A 15,837-nucleotide genomic window follows, 5' to 3' on the forward strand; every position below is an offset into this window, starting at 1 on the left:
CAGAAGGCTACCGAGGCGAATCGTCGTGCGTCGGGCGCCCTGTCTCGGCGTCGGGGTCCATCGCCACGAGCCCGGTGTCGCCCACCACCTCTGTCAGCTCCTGCGCGACGTCAGGCTTAAGCCAGGATGCGACCACGCTGACCCCGCCGCCGTCGTCGCGGTCAATCGCGACGTCGATTTCGGAGGCGGCCGCGCCCATGCGCGACAGCTGTTCGCGATACGACGCTTCCAGGGCAACCAGGCTTTCCTCGCTCCACTCCCCCGGTCGCATCCTCGTTGAGATTTCGACCGGTTCAGGCTGGTACAGCGTCATAATAATCCCTCCTTTGGGGTTCGACCCGGGGCGGGCACGAGCCCATTCTCGTCTCCTTCGCCGGTGTGCGCCAGAGAAGTCGCATCGCAGCGCCGTTGCTGCGGGGCGCTCCCGAGGGAACGCCGCGGTGGCAGACTTTGTTCACCGGAGGAGTACGAATGAGGCGGGTCCCGGTGGCCGACATGGCTGAGGCGGGACCGTGGCGACCCTGGTTTCCTACGTGCTGAGACGGAAAACATCGGCCGTGATCTCATGGCGTCCGGTCTTCCGCTTTCCAGCCGGTGTCCCATACAAAACCAAGGCCGACCTGCCGTCGTCGAGCACGGTGATCCCCTCGGCATGGTCCTCACCCTCACCGAACGGCACGTCAAATTCGCAATGCAAGTCGTCTTTCTGCAGGACCGCCTCGGCCTGCGACGTCAGAGCGTTCCGCCAGCGAAACACGGCCGTACGCCCGTCGAGCTCCATGGTGGGTCCCGCCAATACCAGCAAATCCTCTCCGTGACGGCACAGATCCCGCACGCCCAAACCGTGCAGGCGAAGAAAGTGCTTGCGGTAGCGACGATTCCCGGGACCGATCGGCTGCGGCTCCAGGCCCGACCCGTCGCCAACCTGGAGCTCGACGATCAGGGCCCACCCGCGCAGCACCGGCCCGCGCAAACCGATGAACACCCGGTCGCCCGCAACGGCGAGGCCCTCGCAGTCAATGCCGTTGTCTTTGCCCGGGATCGGGCGCCGCCCGGTCGTCGAAGGCTGTATGAAGGTCCCCAGGTGTGGGTCATCGGCCAGGAGATCCACCAGGTCAGCGCCCCGACCGAGGCCCAGCACGGCGGGGCCTTGCTGGTGACCGGTCCCGCTGCCGCCCGGACCGAGGAGGGTCTTAGCCGGGAGTCGGGCCAACACCCGTCGGCGCTGGCTGGCCTCCACTGTCGCCAGGGATCTCTGCGCCTCCGCGGGCGTGGCGTTGCCCTTGACTTGCTTGCGGGCCGAGCCGTGCGATCCGACCAGCCACAGCGTGTCACTCTCGACATCCAGGCCTTCGATGTCCATCTCGCCTCTGTCCCCGGGCAGCTCAAGGAGCTGTGTGAGATCGAAGCTGCGATGGGCGCGAGCCTGGTCGCCAGCCTCAAGCGTGAGGCGCTCGACACTGGTCGTCTCGTCATTGGCGACCCAAAGGTGGGGGCCTTGGCGAGCGACCGCGGACAACCCATCGCGAAGGTCATCCTTCGGGTCGAGGGTGCTGCGCTGATCGAGCACGAGGGTGATTTTGCCGGAGGGCTCGTCCGGCCGCGGCCACCCGCTCACCCGCGGGTCACCCCATCCTCATCAGCGGCGGTCGGTCCCTCATTTCAGCTCCAATCCTTCATCACATCCCGGGTGTCCCGCGCTCTCCGTTCGCGTAGCCAAGGGATGAGACCACCTGCCAGGAGCATGTCCACCTGGCGACTGGAGAGGCTGTGCCGCACAGGGTAGACCTCGCCTCGGGTCTCGTTCTGCACGAGGATTTCTTTGCCTGTCACGAGGGCGTCGTGTATCCCCGTCAGCAGGAGAACATCGCCTTGTTCGATCCGGTCGTGATCGGCGGCATTCGTGAACTCGAGTGCGAGGACGCCGAAATTTGCCAGGTTCTGCCAGTGGATCCGCGCGAACGAGACGGCCACGACTGCCCTCAGCCCGAGGAAGCGCGGGGTGATAGCTGCGTGTTCCCGGGAGGATCCCTGGCCGTAGTTGGTGCCGCCGACCAGGATGTGGCCTGTCGAGTCGCGGGTTCGTGCTGCGCGGGCCGGGTAGGTGGGGTCAACCTGGTCGAAGGTGAATTCGGCGAGCTTGGGGATATTGCTGCGGTAGGGCAGAACGCGCGCACCGGCTGGCAGAATCTCATCCGTCGAGACGTCATTCCCCACGACCAGGGCGACTGGTGCCTCGATGCGGTCGGCGAGGGGACCGAATACCGGAAGCGAGGAGATGTTTTCGCCCTTGACCAGTGCTACTTTGCCGGCTTCCTCCGGCGCCAACGGCTTCTCCAGCATTGTCAGGTTCACGCTCGACACCTCGGGAAGTTCGATCTCGGGGTATTCCAAATCGAAGAGCTCTGTCAGGTCCCGCGGGTCGGTGATCGTTCCGGTGAGCGCGGCAGCCGCGGCCGTCTCCGGTGAGCACAGGTAGACCGAGTCTTCCTTCGTGCCCGAACGGCCGGGAAAGTTGCGGGGCATCGTGCGCAGGCTGTTGCTTCCGTTCGCGGGGGCCTGGCCCATCCCGATACAGCCCATGCATCCGGTCTGATGCAGCCGGGCTCCGGCGCTGATCAGATCAAACGTGGCGCCCATCTTGGTGAGATCCTGCAGGATCTCTCGGGAACTCGGATTCACGTCGAAAGACAGTCCGGGGTGGCACTGCCGCCCCTTCGTGATTGCAGCGACAATGGCGAAGTCGCGCAGGCCCGGGTTGGCTGAGGACCCGATCACGACCTGCGCCACCGCCCTGCCTGCCACCTCCTGCACCGGAACGACGTTGCCGGGCGAGCTGGGCAGCGCGATGAGCGGCTCGATCGTAGCGAGATCGATCTCGTCGGTCACGTCGTAGGTGGCATCGGAATCGGCGAGGAGTTCGGTGAAGTCGTCCTCGCGCTGTTCGGAGCGCAGGAAGGCCCGGACCTGGTCGTCGGCCGGGAAAACCGTGCTCGTCGCACCGAGTTCGGCGCCCATGTTGGCAATCACGTGCCGGTCCATCGCGCTCAAGGTGGCGAGGCCGGGACCGTGGTACTCGATGATCCGGTCCCTGCCGCCCTTCACGCCGTGCCGGCGCAGCATTTCGAGAATGATGTCCTTTGCGCTGGTCCACGGCGGCAGCTTGCCAGTAAGCCTCACGCCCCAGATCTCCGGCATCTTCAGGTAGAGCGGTTCGCCCGCGATTGCCAGGGCTACCTCGGTGCCGCCGACCCCGATTGCCAACATCCCAAGTGAACCTGCGGCCGGGGTATGGCTGTCGGAGCCGACCATGGTTTTGCCCGGAATACCAAACCGCTGCATGTGAGTCGGATGGGACACTCCGTTTCCGGCCTTCGAGAACCACAGACCGAACCGGCGGCAGGCCGAGCGGAGAAAATCATGGTCCTCCGCGTTCCTGCTGTCGGCCTGCAACAGGTTGTGGTCTACGTACTGCACGGATACTTCAGTTTGTGCCTGGTCGAGCCCGAGGGCCTCCAGTTCAAGCATGACCAAGGTCCCGGTCGCGTCCTGGGTTAGCGTCTGATCGATATGCAAACCAATCTCACGCCCGGGAAGCATTTCTCCGGTGACCAGATGGGATGCGATGAGCTTTTGGGCCACGTTGTAGGCCACGGTGGGCTTCCTTACTCGATGGCGAGGCCGGACGCTTCCGTCGGCAATGAACCGGCCACCGGGCACTCCCCTTATCCCCAAAATAGCCCACTCCGGGCGCCGGGAACAGTGGAGGGCCTGTCATCGCAGCGCTGTCGGCCCCGGGACGCTCTTGGTGTTCCAAGAACTGAGGAAGGCCAGTGCCGCAGCCAATCCCGCACTCAGCACAACGGCTCCCAGCCACATCGACACAGGCCATTCAATCGATGACGCCAGGGCGATGCCGGCCAGTTGGCCCGTCCAGATAAGTGCCGCGAGTATCGCGGTGACCGCCGGCAACCGGCGCCTTAGCCACGGCCCCTCCCGTAGGGCGAGAAGCAGGTCAGCCACGATCGCGATTATCGTGGCCCCGGCCGCACCGGCCACCGCTGGCGGGCGCAGCCCCGACATGGCCAGGGGCAACCACGCCACCACGGCGACCAGGATGGTGGCAATGCCGTAAGGCGGCCGTCGGGCTCCGGAGAAGGTGTAGAGGAAGGGGCCGATGATCAGCGCTGTCGTCACCAGATAGCTGGCCAGTCCGAGGGCCGGGGGCAGCTCCGCTTGGGTGTGCCCGGGACTCCCGATTGGCGTCTGTAGATATGGGACGGCTGGCGGGGTCCGGACGAAGGCCGAGCAATAGATGAGGAAGAAGGCGCCCAGTCCGGTCATCAGGGCGAGAGACAGCACCGCAGGCGGCGTCCACTTGAAGGCCTGTGAGCCGCTGGCGTCCCGTGCACTACGGATGCCGGTGCCAAGGATGAGGAACAGGCTGAACCCCAGCAGCAAGTGTGTGGGGCTCACCAGCGCATCGAGGGAGACTTCGATGCCCAGGATCTCGTGCCAGGCCAGATCCAGAACGCCGGCGACGGCGAAGAGGGCGAGTCCGATGACGGTGCTTTGGTAGCCGGCCGGTATCGCCCGGGTCACCGGCCGCCCGGGCTGACGGTTCCTCCAGATCAGGCTTGCCGTCCACGCCGCAGTGGCCACGAGGCCCGAATAAAGTGCCGCGTGCCAGGGGGTAAAGAAGGTTTCCAGCCCGGGAAGGTGCAGGTGGGCCCAGCCGTCCAGGAAGACGGCCAGAAGGAGCCAGATGCCCAGCAGTTGCGTCACAAGATCGTTCCGCGCCCCTGCCCGGAGAGTCCGTGCTGCCGTGTCAACCATGGTCGCTCTCCTCGCACTCAACGTGCCACCCCACGAGGGCCAGGGCGGCCCCTACCTGGCCCCGGCCGAATGGTTAAAGCTTGGACCTCCCGGTGTCCAACCGCCAGTGCCGGCCGACGCCGATGCAGAAGCCTTCAGTAGCGCTACGGAGGATCGTGTCCGACCTGCTGCGATTCCGTCAGACCCATGCTTTCAGTTCGGTTTAGCTGATGCCGGATATCGCAATTTCGGCATGGGATTCGATAAAGGCCACGGTCCGCGGCATCAAAATTATCCCAATCCCGAGGTTCGAATCAGAAAATCTCGAGATTGGTCTGAGAGACTGCGCGAGACCAAGCTGCCAAAGTCGGTGAGCCAGATGAATGGAGCCATTTGCTCGCAGGATTGAGAGGAGTTGATTGTGATGGACAGGGAAAAATCGGGGGGCTCCGAGGACTCGAATGACGGGCCGCCTATACAGGCAACCTTGGTAATTCGAGTCTGGAAGGACACGGAAAGTACCGAACCTTTTCGGGCCAGAATCATCGCGGGATCGTCGGAAGATGACGAACCCACGATTAGTTATGCTCGCGGCCGGGCGGAAGTAGTGGCAGCGGTGAATCGTTGGCTCTACAGCCTGCCAGATGTTTAGGAACGTGCCCCAGTGAAAGGAACGATTTGCGTTCGGCTTCCGCCATTTCGCGCCCGTCCAGGCTCGGCTCTCACAAAGCGTCAGCGACGAGGCGCCGAATGGCCTCCGACGGCGCAAGGCCCATGTCCTCGTTCAGCTTGGCTCGATACTTTTCAAAGGCCCGAAGCGCGGCGGCATTGTTGCCCTGCTGCCTTTGAGCCTGAATGAGAAGTCCAACCGCACTTTCACAGAGCGGTTCAAGTTCGAGTGCCGCCTCAGATGCTTCCAAGGCAACCTCAAAGTCGGAGCGCACCAGCGACTCACGAGCAAGGATGTGGAATGCGTGGAGCCGATCCTGCCGCAATCTGCTCTGTTCGAACAGCACCCAATCGTCATACCAGCCCGGGAGCAGCTCGGCATCGCGTAACAGGTTCAGGGACGAAGCAGCGTTCCCATTGAGCCCAGTTTGAGTTAGTTCTCGAATGCAGGACCGGACACGGTGCAAGTCGACGTCCACCACATCGCTGAGGGAAAGCACGGCGCCCCCGTTGACCAACAGGCCCGGGACCTGTCGTGAGACCAGGTGCATGCTCACTCGCAGACTCTCCATGGCCCGACTCTCGGAACTCTCCGGCCACAGGAGCCCGACCAGGTAGCTTCGAGGGCGGGGACCGTGGATAGCCAAGGCAGTTATGAGCCGCTGTTGACGCGCCGCAACATGCAAGATGCACGAGTCCCTGCAGAGTTTCCACGATTGGAACAGGCTCAGCTGAAAATGGCAAAAGTTGCTTCCCAATATGACCCCCCAAATCCAGCGCGACTGCGAGCTGGAAACACTTCTAGCCACGAGGATCCGCATTTCGGTTGGGGATGTCAATGGCCCGCCGTATGTGGCAGTTCTGTTAAGCGAAATAGCGTGAGTTGGGGCACCCTGACAGCTCATATAAAACAGCGATCGCCACTAAACTTTCCTTAGAATCAGGGTCGAAAGTCCCTAGCGACGACGACTATCTAGAGACGATTTATGAATTGCCAGTAGCGTGGCCATCCGCCGACCGGAAGCTCGCTGACATGGCCGGCGGGTGATGCTCCCCCTTACCCTGCCCCGGGGAGGGACACCTCAACCAGACCATTCTCGATGCGTGTGCTGAATCGTGGCTGGCCCGCTGTCGCTGGGCCGCCCATGACTTCTCCGCTATGCAGCGAGAAGACACTCCCATGCCACGGACAGACAACGCAGGGCTCCCCCCGTTCTTCGAGCTTGCCTTCATGGAGGGGGCCGGACAGGTGGCTGCAGACATCTGACAAGACGTGGACTCTCTCGCCCCGGCGGAGGACGAGCAGCGGCATCCCAGCCACCATCTTCCGCTCCAGCTTGCCTTCTACGAGCTCGTCCAGCGGGGCCAGGGCGTGCCAACCCACAGGGAAGCGGTGCGGAACATCCTCGCTGTGGTTTACACCGGCGGCCAGACGATATGTGAGGTGGCCGCCAAGGAAACCGGCGGCCGCAACCGTAGCAAATCCCAGATACCCCAGCAGCTTGCCTCGTTGCTGCCGCCCACGGGAGCGTTCCACCAGCGACGCGACATAGAGACCAGTGGCGGCGAGGTTCCCCGCGGCGTGGACCAGGCCCACGCGCTGTTGCTGCTCGTGAAGTTCCGACCAATCGGTGAAACCGGCGATGGCGGAAGGAACCGCGGTGACGGCCCCCACGCCAATCAGTATGCCGGCCGCCCGGTCGCTTCCGGGTACAGCATCCAAAATGGCGGCCGATGTCCACGCCCCCATCGGTATCTGGACACCGAGAGGGTGAACCGGATGTCCTAAGGGCACCCCGTGGAGTACATCACGGAGCCACGGGAACCGGACGATCGAGTTCACGGTTCCCTTAACTCCCGCGACCAAAGGATCAAGCCAGAGACTGTCCTCCAGACGGGAAACGAGATTCAGCAGCGGCAATGGCTTCATGTGCTTCCTCCATCATCTGATTGTTCAGCTGAGCCTAATTTCTCGGCACTCATCTGCACAGCCCTGGGGACAAATTGCGTGCCAGCAACCGCCCGCCTCCCTGGACCGCGCGGACCATCAGGTGCCTCGAACGAGCCTGGCCAAGGCGGGGGCGCCGCAGCACAAGGTTGGTGCGGGAGGGATCTTCCGCGGGAGGCGGCGTCCGGGTATGACGGGTTGTAGGCGTCCCGGATACGAGGACCCTTAGGGGCGAAAGGTGATTGCGATGACCGAAAATCAGGAACTGACCCTGGCACCAATGACCGCCGAACAGGCCGAGGTCATCGGGCGCCTGGCGGCACAATTGCGGGTGGACTCCATCCGGTGCAGTACTCAGGCCGGATCCGGCCATCCCACGTCGTCGTTGTCGGCCGCGGATCTCATGGCGGTCCTCCTCGTCCGGCACCTCCGCTATGACTGGAACGATCCGTCGCTGGCGACCAACGACCACCTGATTTTTTCCAAGGGTCATGCCTCCCCGCTCCTGTACTCCATGTACCGGGCGGTCGGCGTGGTCGAGGAGGACGAGCTGATCCACACCTACCGGCAGTTCGGCGGTCGGCTGCAAGGGCACCCCACACCGGTCCTGCCCTGGGTTGACGTGGCGACAGGCTCATTGGGCCAAGGCCTGCCGGACGGGGTCGGGGTGGCTCTGGCCGGACGGTACCTGGACCGGCTGCCTTACCGGACCTGGGTCCTGTGCGGGGACAGTGAACTGGCCGAAGGCTCCATCTGGGAGGCCCTGGACAAGGCCGCCTATTACAAGCTGGGCAACCTGATCGCCATCGTGGACGTCAACCGCCTGGGCCAGGACGGTCCCACCGAACTCCAATGGGACATGGACCGCTACGCGCGGCGCGTCGAGGCCTTCGGCGCCCATCCCCTCGTCATCGACGGCCATGACATATCCGCGATCGAGGACGCGCTAACCCAGGCACAATCCGGGCCCGACCAGCCAACGGTCATTCTCGCCAAAACCATCAAGGGCAAAGGCGTGCCCGAGATCGAAGACCAGAACGGCTGGCACGGCAAAGCGCTTCCCAAGGACATGGCCGAACGCGCTGTGGCAGCCCTCGGCGGTCCCGGCAACCTGCGGATCACCACGGCCCTCCCCCGACCGGGTACGCCTGCGATCGCTCCCAACCCGCGGGCAGCCATCAGCCTGCCTCACTGGGAGGTGGGTGAGGAGGTGGCAACCCGGGCCGCCTTTGGCGCCGCCGTGTCGGCGCTGGCCGCCCGCCCCGAAGTCGTCGTGCTGGATGGCGAGGTGGGAAACTCGACCCACGCCGGCGACTTCAAGGAAGCCGCCCCGGAACGGTACTTCGAAATGTTCATCGCTGAACAGCAGCTGATCGCGTCCGCGCTAGGGCTCTCGGTCCGCGGCTACATCGCGTTCGCCGCGAGTTTCGCCGCGTTCTTGATATCCCGGCCCTTCGACTTCATCCGGATGGCAGGAGTCTCCCAGACCAGCATCCGGCTCGTCGGCACACACGCCGGAGTCGAAATCGGCCAAGACGGCCCATCGCAAATGGCCCTGGAGGACATCGCTGCCATGCGGGCCGTGTACACATCGAGAGTGCTTTACCCGGCAGATGCCCCCTCCACCGCGCAACTCGTCCGGACCATGGCAGACACTGCCGGAATCTCCTACCTACGCGCCACCCGCGGCGCCTACCCGGTCATCTACGGGCCGGACGAAAAATTCCCGCTCGGCGGCTGCAAAGTCCATCACGCCGGCCCCAACGATGCCGTGACACTGATCGGTGCCGGGGTGACGCTGCACGAATGTCTCGCCGCGGCCGATCAACTCGCCGAAGACGGGATCAATGCCCGCGTCATCGACCTCTACTCCATCAAGCCCATCGACGCTGAGACCCTGCGCCGGTCCTGCCAGGCGACCGGGGGCCGGATCGTCGTCGCCGAAGACCACTACCCCGAAGGCGGCATCGGTGCAGCTGTCTTAGAAGCCCTCGCCGGCACAGACACCCCCGAACTGCACACCGCCTTACTCGCCGTGCAAGGACTGCCCACCTCCGGCAAGCCCCAGGAGCTGCTCGACGCCGCGGGCATCTCCGCCCGCCACATCACCACAGCCGCCCGCAGCCTCCTTGGCAGCGGGTAATTCCCCACTCCGATTACGTCGGGTGGAGGCGGGCGCGGACCGCCAGACCACCCTTCAGACATGAACGCCGCACCCACCGCGCCTCGCCTCGCCCTGTTCCCGTCGGCGACGCCGGGGGCTACAGCGGCACCCGACCTCTATATTAAGTAGTCTTACTATGCGTGTTGCCATCAGAGACGAGGAGGTTGGGGTGGCCGGACATTTGATGATGGAGCTTGCTGCGAGCAGGGAAGCTGCACGGACGGGCCTGCTTCGGATGGGCTCTGCGAAGCCGCATGGCTCCCTTGGCTCGGACCAAGGGCCGGACGTCCGACCGGAGGTACCGGAAGTATCCGTAACGGGTCGAGCCCTTGCCGTGTACGGCACTTGCGGCCGCCCTCAACCTAAGGTGGGATAGCAGTGGCGTCAGGTTCAAAATCCGGAAAGAAGCGCGGCGTCCTTTTCGATGTCGATGGGACCTTGATCGACTCCAGCTATTTCCACGCCCTTGCGTGGTGGCAGGCGTTCCGGCGGGAGGGGCTGGACATCCAGATCTCTGCCATCCACCGGTGTGTCGGCATGGGCGGCGACAAGCTCATCGAACACCTGGTTCCCGAGTGCACCGAGGACATGCAGGAAGACCTGAAATCCGCGCACGGCGCCGTGTTCTCCACGTTCTGGCCTTCCCTGCGGCCCTTCGACTCTGCCCGGGACCTCCTGACGGCGTGCTCCGACGCCGGGCTGGCCGTGGGCTTGGCATCATCAGCGCAGGAGCGCGACCTGGACGTCACCCGGCGCCTTCTGGACGCCGGCACGTCCATCGATGCGTGGACCAGCTCCAACGACGCCGACGAGAGCAAGCCCGCCCCTGACATTCTCCTTGCGTGCTTGGAAAAGCTTGAACTCAGCCCGGCGGACGTCGTCTATGTTGGCGATGCCGTCTGGGATGTGAAGGCCGCTGCGGCAATCGGAGTTCCGGCCATTGCCCTGACCTGCGGCGGAATCAGCGAAGCCGAACTGCGGGATGCAGGCGCCGCAGAGGTGTACGACAATCCGCGGCATCTTTTGGAGAACCTTGAGAGCAGCGCTATTGGAAGGCTGAGCGCCGGAGGCGGTAGGTCGGGTCGATGACGTCACCGGCGCCGAAGACACCGGCGAATTTAATCAGCCGAAGGCCTCCTGCACGTGGGCCCGGATGGCGCCGATCACCGGCGCCGATCCCTGAGTGCGGTAAACATCGATTGGTCTGGAGCCCAGCTGCACGTTGGGGCTGCACATCCAGAGCATGGCCTGGGCCGGCGTGAAAGCACAGTGGAGGTGCCCTACAAGAGCGTCCAGGTCCGCAAGCTGGAGCCGGCCAGCCGCATTCGGCGCATCCTGGCCCGATGTCCAGCGAACCAGAAGTTCCACATTCACGCCGAGCAGGGGTGCCGCAGCATCCATGCCCAGCGAGTTTACTAACCGTTCGGCTATAGCCGTTGGGCTATAGCCAGGGGCGTCCCGCAACTCCGCGAGACTGGCGAAAACCGTGGTGGCAGACAACGCCGGTTCCTCAGCGTTCGTGTCCTGCAGCTGTTCCATAACGCAATGCTATTAATTGGCGTCCCGTTGGAGTAGGGCCACAGGACCTCCCGCGCGCTGGTCACCCATGCGGGAGTGCTAGCTTCCGGTCGCTTCAGGGTGTTCCCGCGCGCGCTTTTCCGCGGGGGTTTCGTCGCTCTCAGCAGGGATGAAGGCAGGATCGAGTTCCGTCGTGAGGTCCCCCGCGCCCGGGATGCTGTCGTCGTGGCCGACGCCGTCTTGTGCTTTGTCCCGTTCGTTCGGTTCTTCGCTCATAGCCTCAAATGTAGGCCGGGCATCCGAGAGTGTCGAGGCGTTTTGACCCCTTGTGCCGGGGGTGTCAATTCTGCTTCGCTGGGGTGGGATCTTGAAGGGCGGGACCATCCGAGCCCGTGATCATGGAGGCCTATCGTGAAAGCAGTGACGCGGCAAGGCAGGCGACTGAGCGTCATTGACGTCCCGAACCCGCCGCGAGGCCCGTGCACCACCGCTCTCGAACCACGCTGAGGAGAACCCCATGCGCATTGTCATCACCGGAGCCACCGGACACGTTGGCACGGCTCTCTTGAAGCGTCTCCAGGAAGCCCGCTCGGAGGAGGCTGCCGATCTTGAACTCGTGGGCGTTGCCCGCCGTGAACCCGCGAACGATTCGGCCCCGTACCGCGGCGTGGAATGGCACTCCATAGACCTCGGGGATCCCAGGGACCAGCCGGCATTGGAGAAGGCCTTCGCCGGGGCTGACGCCGTGGTGCACTTGGCGTGGCTGATCCAGCCCAACCATGATCGGGAGCTCCTTCGCCGCACCAACGTCGCGGGCACCGCCCACGTTCTCGCTGCGGCCCATGCGGCCGGAATCGGGCATATCGTGTGCGCATCGTCAGTGGGTGCCTACTCGCCCGCCCCCAAAGACCAGCGGACCAAAGAGGGCTGGCCGGCAGGCGGCATCGAGGGGTCCCATTACAGCGAGGACAAGGCCGCGCAGGAAAGGCTCCTGGACGGTTTCGCCAAGGAGAACCCCGACGTCGTCGTGGCGCGGCTCCGACCCGCCTTGACGTTCAGCGCCGGGGCCGGCAGCGAGGTAGGCCGCTATTTCCTTGGTGGCGTCCTGGCGCGGCTCGTCCCCCGCAAGCCTTGGTTGCCCCTGCTGCCCATTCCGAAGGAACTCGTTTTCCAAGCAGTGCACGCCGCCGACGTCGCGGACGCCTATTGGCGCGTGCTGCAAAGGCGGGCTGAAGGCGCCTTCAACATCGCAGCCGAACCCATTCTCGATCCGAATGCGCTGGGTTGGGTATTCAATACGCGGCGGGTGTTGCCGCTGCCGCTTCCGGTGCTGCACGCCCTCGTCGAGGTTAGTTGGCGCCTGCGGTTGCAGGCGACCGACGGCGGGTGGATCGCTATGGCAGCCGGGGCACCCATTATGGACACCTTGAGGGCGCACGAACTTCTGGGATGGACGCCCCGACGGTCCTCGCTCGAGTCATTGACTGAAATGCTGGACGGACTTGGCGCGGGCAAAGGCCGCCACGGCTCGCCCCCGCTCACGCCGCGGTAAAGGTTCACCCGCCCGAGGCAGCGTGGCGGCGATAGTCCAAAGCGCCTTGGACAATCAGGAGGGCGACGGCGGACGGCGGGCCACCACGATCGCTCACGTCAAGGGGAGCTGTCTTTCTTGTGGCTGGCTGCCCTACGGGCGCGGCACGGCTGATCGGCTTAGGACAAGATGCCAGGTTCCTGTCGCACCTAGAACGTGGGGGCTCCGGGCTCAGCGAGCGGCTGCTCGCGCTCGAGCTGGGCGACCTTCGGATCGTTTTCGTCGGCGCCGTAGTCCGAGCTGCGGGTGATGTCCTTCCCATCGGTGAGCTTCAGGGCGCGGAAGAGCAGGGACAGGCCGGCGGCAACGATGAGGTTTATGGCGAACGCCACGACAGCGATGTAGACCTGTATGTCGGTGCCGGGAATGGGAGCGATGGCACCGCCGAAGTTGGCTTTGGTGACCGGGTTGACCACATTGTAGGCCGCGATGGTGCCGTAGATGATTCCGGCTAGCCAGCCGCCGAAAAGGGCCCACCGGTGGAACCAGCGGGTATAGAGCCCTGCCACGATCGCCGGGAAGGTCTGCAGGATCCAGATACCGCCGAGCAGCTGCATGTTGATTGCTGCCGACTGGTCCATGCCGATGACGAAGATCAGTGCACCGAATTTCACCACAAGAGAAGCGATCTTTGAGACTTTGGCTTCCTGCCGTGGTGTGGCGTCGGGGCGGATCAGATCGCGGTAAATATTGCGCGTGAACAGGTTCGCCGCGGCGATGGACATGATCGCGGCCGGGACCAGGGCACCGATGGCGATAGCGGCCAGGGCAATGCCGGCAAACCAAGACGGGAATTGGTCGAGGAACAGCTGAGGCACTACCAACTGCGGGTTGACGGTGCCGTTCAGGTCGATGGGCTGGGTGCCGGCGTAGATGGCCACGTAGCCCAGGAGCGCCAGAAACCCCAGCATCAGCGAGTACAGCGGCAGTACCGCCGCATTCTTGCGGATGGTGTTCCTGCTCTTGGTTGCCAGGACGCCGGTGATCGAGTGCGGGTACATAAACAGCGCTAAGGCCGAGCCCAGAGCCAGGGTCCAGTAGGCGGAATAACTGGCGGCGCCTGGAATGAAGACTCCAACGGGTTTGCCGGTGGCCGGGTTGGTCGCACCCATTTTCGCTTCGGCGGAGTCGAAGATGGGGCCCCAGCCTCCGAACTTTAGCGGCAGGTAGATGACCGCAACGATCACCGCCAGGTAGATCAGCAGATCTTTCACTACGGCGATCAGGGCCGGAGCCCGCAGGCCGGACGTGTAGGTATAGGCGGCAAGGACCACGAAGGCGATAATCAGGGGCAGGTCCGTCAACAGCACGTTCTCCGCGCTGCCCAGGCCCAGCACCGTGAGCACGGCCCTAATGCCGACCAGCTGCAGCGCGATGTAGGGCATGGTCGCGACGATGCCGGTCACGGCGACGGCCAGGGTGAGCGCCCTGCTGCCATAGCGGCCGCCCACGAAATCGGCCGGCGTGACGAACCCATGCCGGTGCGAGACGGACCACAGGCGGCTCATCAGGAGGAACACGATCGGGTACAGAACGATCGTGTACGGCACCGCGAAGAAACCGCTCACCGCCCCGGTGGCCCACATCGCGGCCGGAACGGCCACGAAAGTGTAGGCCGTATAGAGGTCGCCGCCAAGCAGGAACCATGTCACCCAGGTTCCGAAACTGCGGCCCCCGAGGCCCCACTCGTCCAGGCTGTGCAGCCCTGTGCCCTCCCCCCGGCGCCACCGCGCAGCAACGAACCCCAAGGCCGCCACCAAGACGAAGAGAATGATCACAATGGAGAGTGCAACGACGTTAATGGGCCGGTCCGGAACCGCCAGCGGTACCGTGACGGCGCTCATCGCTCCTCCTCGGGGCTGGTTACGACGCGCACGGCTTCGCGGCGGCGGCGGTCCTCCTTGCTGACCAGCCAGTAGGAGATCCCGATCAGGGCCGAGGTGATCGGAATCCACGCCATCTGATACCAGTAGAAGAACGGCATACCGGCCAAGCTCGGCTCAGCAACCGAATACGCGGGTACAAACAGCGGAACCACAATGGCGATGGTCAACAGGATTCCTGTGACGATGTATGGACCGGGTCTGGCCGGTGCGCGTGTTGGCACATCAGGACTGGACATCGACGCCTCCTCATCGAGACGGCCCCGGAGCGGGAGGTCTTCCCGGGACGTGCCGGCGGCCTGGAGACCGTGGGTCGCAGCGGTCTTTACAGACAGGATAGACACTGGAATAACTCTCCAACAGGGCAAATGCGCGCCCGCCTCTGACGGCCGATCCACAGGATGTTGCTAAAGCCGGAACGCGGAGGTTGTCACGGCCGCGGGCGAGGAGCAGTGCCATCAGCAGCGCCGGGTTCCTTATTCAGGTCATTCGAAGGTGGCGATTACCGTCCCTCACATGGTCGCGGTCATGTGGAGTCCTTGCAGCAGCTCCGGGTGTGCCGGGACGAAGAGCGCGAAGACGATCAGCGAGGCTCCCGTGATCCGGCTAAAGGCGGGCCCGTATTTCCATGTCTTCTCCAGGAAAATAACTACCGTGAGCACCGCCATCCAGGCCAGGTTCATCACGCCGACAGCGATCAGCACGACCATAAGCCCCCAACAGCAGCCGACGCAGTACACGCCGTGGTACATGCCGACGCGGACATCCCGAAGGCGGCCCTTGTATCCGGATACGTGCAGCAGGAATGCTAGGGGCGACCGGCAGTGCCTGAGACAGAAATCCTTCAGCGGGGTCAGCTGGTACGCGCCGGCCACCACCAGCACTCCAGCTCCCACCCAAGGCGCGATCTCCGCAGCATCCTCAGCCAGCAGCGCGAACAGCGCCGCGGCCGCGTACGCAACGACTCCGCATCCGATCCACGTCAGAAGGTAACCGCCCACCAGGGCAGTTGTCCGGCCGGCCCTGACTCGGCGGCTGCGAACGGCACGGATGGACCTGAGGTACGTCGAAGTGAGCGGCGCCAGCGCCGGCAACATCATGGCTGCCATCATCAGCGCCCACACCCCCAGGAAACCCCAGAGCCCCAGTCCCATGGTTCCCGGGCCTGTGGGCATATCGCTGAGGCCTGAGAAAGTGAGGTACCACGCCAGTGCGGCGCACCCGATCAACGCCAACTCTGCGGCATGGT

Annotated in this window: 14 protein-coding genes; 3 read left to right on the forward strand and 11 right to left on the reverse strand. The window is 64.3% G+C overall.

Features of this window, described 5'->3' with window-relative positions; all coding sequences use genetic code 11:
• Positions 1-7: 7 nt before the first annotated feature.
• The 6 genes from BLQ10_RS11335 to BLQ10_RS11360 form a co-directional block, all read right to left on the reverse strand.
• Positions 8-313, reverse strand: a complete 306-nt coding sequence (locus BLQ10_RS11335; protein ID WP_254785517.1) for a hypothetical protein — start codon at positions 311-313, stop codon at positions 8-10.
• 216 nt (positions 314-529) lie between these two features.
• Positions 530-1,570: a DUF3616 domain-containing protein gene (locus BLQ10_RS11340; RefSeq protein WP_175558583.1), complete on the reverse strand. Its 1,041-nt coding sequence runs from the start codon at positions 1,568-1,570 to the stop codon at positions 530-532.
• 92 nt (positions 1,571-1,662) lie between these two features.
• Positions 1,663-3,654, reverse strand: coding sequence for an aconitate hydratase (locus BLQ10_RS11345; RefSeq protein WP_091561931.1), 1,992 nt, complete (start codon positions 3,652-3,654; stop codon positions 1,663-1,665).
• Positions 3,655-3,774: 120 nt separating this feature from the next.
• Positions 3,775-4,836 carry a hypothetical protein gene (locus BLQ10_RS11350; protein WP_254785518.1) on the reverse strand — a complete coding sequence of 354 codons (1,062 nt, stop codon included), beginning with the start codon at positions 4,834-4,836 and terminating at the stop codon, positions 3,775-3,777.
• Positions 4,837-5,537: 701 nt separating this feature from the next.
• On the reverse strand, positions 5,538-6,035 hold the full coding sequence (locus BLQ10_RS22370) for a bacterial transcriptional activator domain-containing protein (RefSeq protein WP_254785527.1): 498 nt from the start codon (positions 6,033-6,035) through the stop codon (positions 5,538-5,540).
• 506 nt (positions 6,036-6,541) lie between these two features.
• The gene (locus tag BLQ10_RS11360) at positions 6,542-7,414 is read right to left on the reverse strand and encodes a Rieske (2Fe-2S) protein (protein WP_091561936.1); all 873 of its coding nucleotides are present in this window, start codon (positions 7,412-7,414) and stop codon (positions 6,542-6,544) included.
• Positions 7,415-7,679: 265 nt separating this feature from the next.
• Between BLQ10_RS11360 and BLQ10_RS11365 the strand changes: the two genes are divergently transcribed.
• Both BLQ10_RS11365 and BLQ10_RS11370 read left to right on the forward strand, forming a co-directional pair.
• Positions 7,680-9,575: a transketolase gene (locus tag BLQ10_RS11365; protein ID WP_254785519.1), complete on the forward strand. Its 1,896-nt coding sequence runs from the start codon at positions 7,680-7,682 to the stop codon at positions 9,573-9,575.
• 399 nt (positions 9,576-9,974) lie between these two features.
• Positions 9,975-10,685, forward strand: coding sequence for an HAD family hydrolase (locus tag BLQ10_RS11370; protein ID WP_091561939.1), 711 nt, complete (start codon positions 9,975-9,977; stop codon positions 10,683-10,685).
• A 33-nt stretch (positions 10,686-10,718) separates the two neighbouring features.
• Here the strand turns inward: BLQ10_RS11370 and BLQ10_RS11375 are convergent, their stop codons facing one another.
• Entirely contained in the window at positions 10,719-11,135 is a 417-nt protein-coding gene (locus BLQ10_RS11375; protein ID WP_091561942.1) for a hypothetical protein, read from the reverse strand.
• A gap of 78 nt (positions 11,136-11,213) precedes the next feature.
• The gene (locus BLQ10_RS22375) at positions 11,214-11,390 is read right to left on the reverse strand and encodes a hypothetical protein (protein ID WP_175558585.1); all 177 of its coding nucleotides are present in this window, start codon (positions 11,388-11,390) and stop codon (positions 11,214-11,216) included.
• A 241-nt stretch (positions 11,391-11,631) separates the two neighbouring features.
• Here BLQ10_RS22375 and BLQ10_RS11380 point away from each other — a divergent pair, with 241 nt between their 5' ends.
• Positions 11,632-12,666, forward strand: a complete 1,035-nt coding sequence (locus BLQ10_RS11380) for an NAD-dependent epimerase/dehydratase family protein (RefSeq protein ID WP_091561944.1) — start codon at positions 11,632-11,634, stop codon at positions 12,664-12,666.
• Positions 12,667-12,854: 188 nt separating this feature from the next.
• On the opposite strand, the gene mctP is transcribed toward BLQ10_RS11380, so the two are convergent.
• The 3 genes from mctP to BLQ10_RS11395 form a co-directional block, all read right to left on the reverse strand.
• Positions 12,855-14,549, reverse strand: a complete 1,695-nt coding sequence (gene mctP / locus BLQ10_RS11385; protein ID WP_091561947.1) for a monocarboxylate uptake permease MctP — start codon at positions 14,547-14,549, stop codon at positions 12,855-12,857.
• On the reverse strand, positions 14,546-14,932 hold the full coding sequence (locus tag BLQ10_RS11390) for a DUF3311 domain-containing protein (protein ID WP_254785520.1): 387 nt from the start codon (positions 14,930-14,932) through the stop codon (positions 14,546-14,548). Before BLQ10_RS11390 ends, mctP begins: the two co-directional genes overlap by 4 nt.
• A gap of 168 nt (positions 14,933-15,100) precedes the next feature.
• On the reverse strand, positions 15,101-15,763 hold the full coding sequence (locus BLQ10_RS11395) for a DUF2182 domain-containing protein (RefSeq protein WP_254785521.1): 663 nt from the start codon (positions 15,761-15,763) through the stop codon (positions 15,101-15,103).
• Positions 15,764-15,837 lie beyond the last annotated feature (74 nt).

Source organism: Arthrobacter sp. ok362 (assembly GCF_900102785.1).
Taxonomy (GTDB): domain Bacteria; phylum Actinomycetota; class Actinomycetes; order Actinomycetales; family Micrococcaceae; genus Arthrobacter.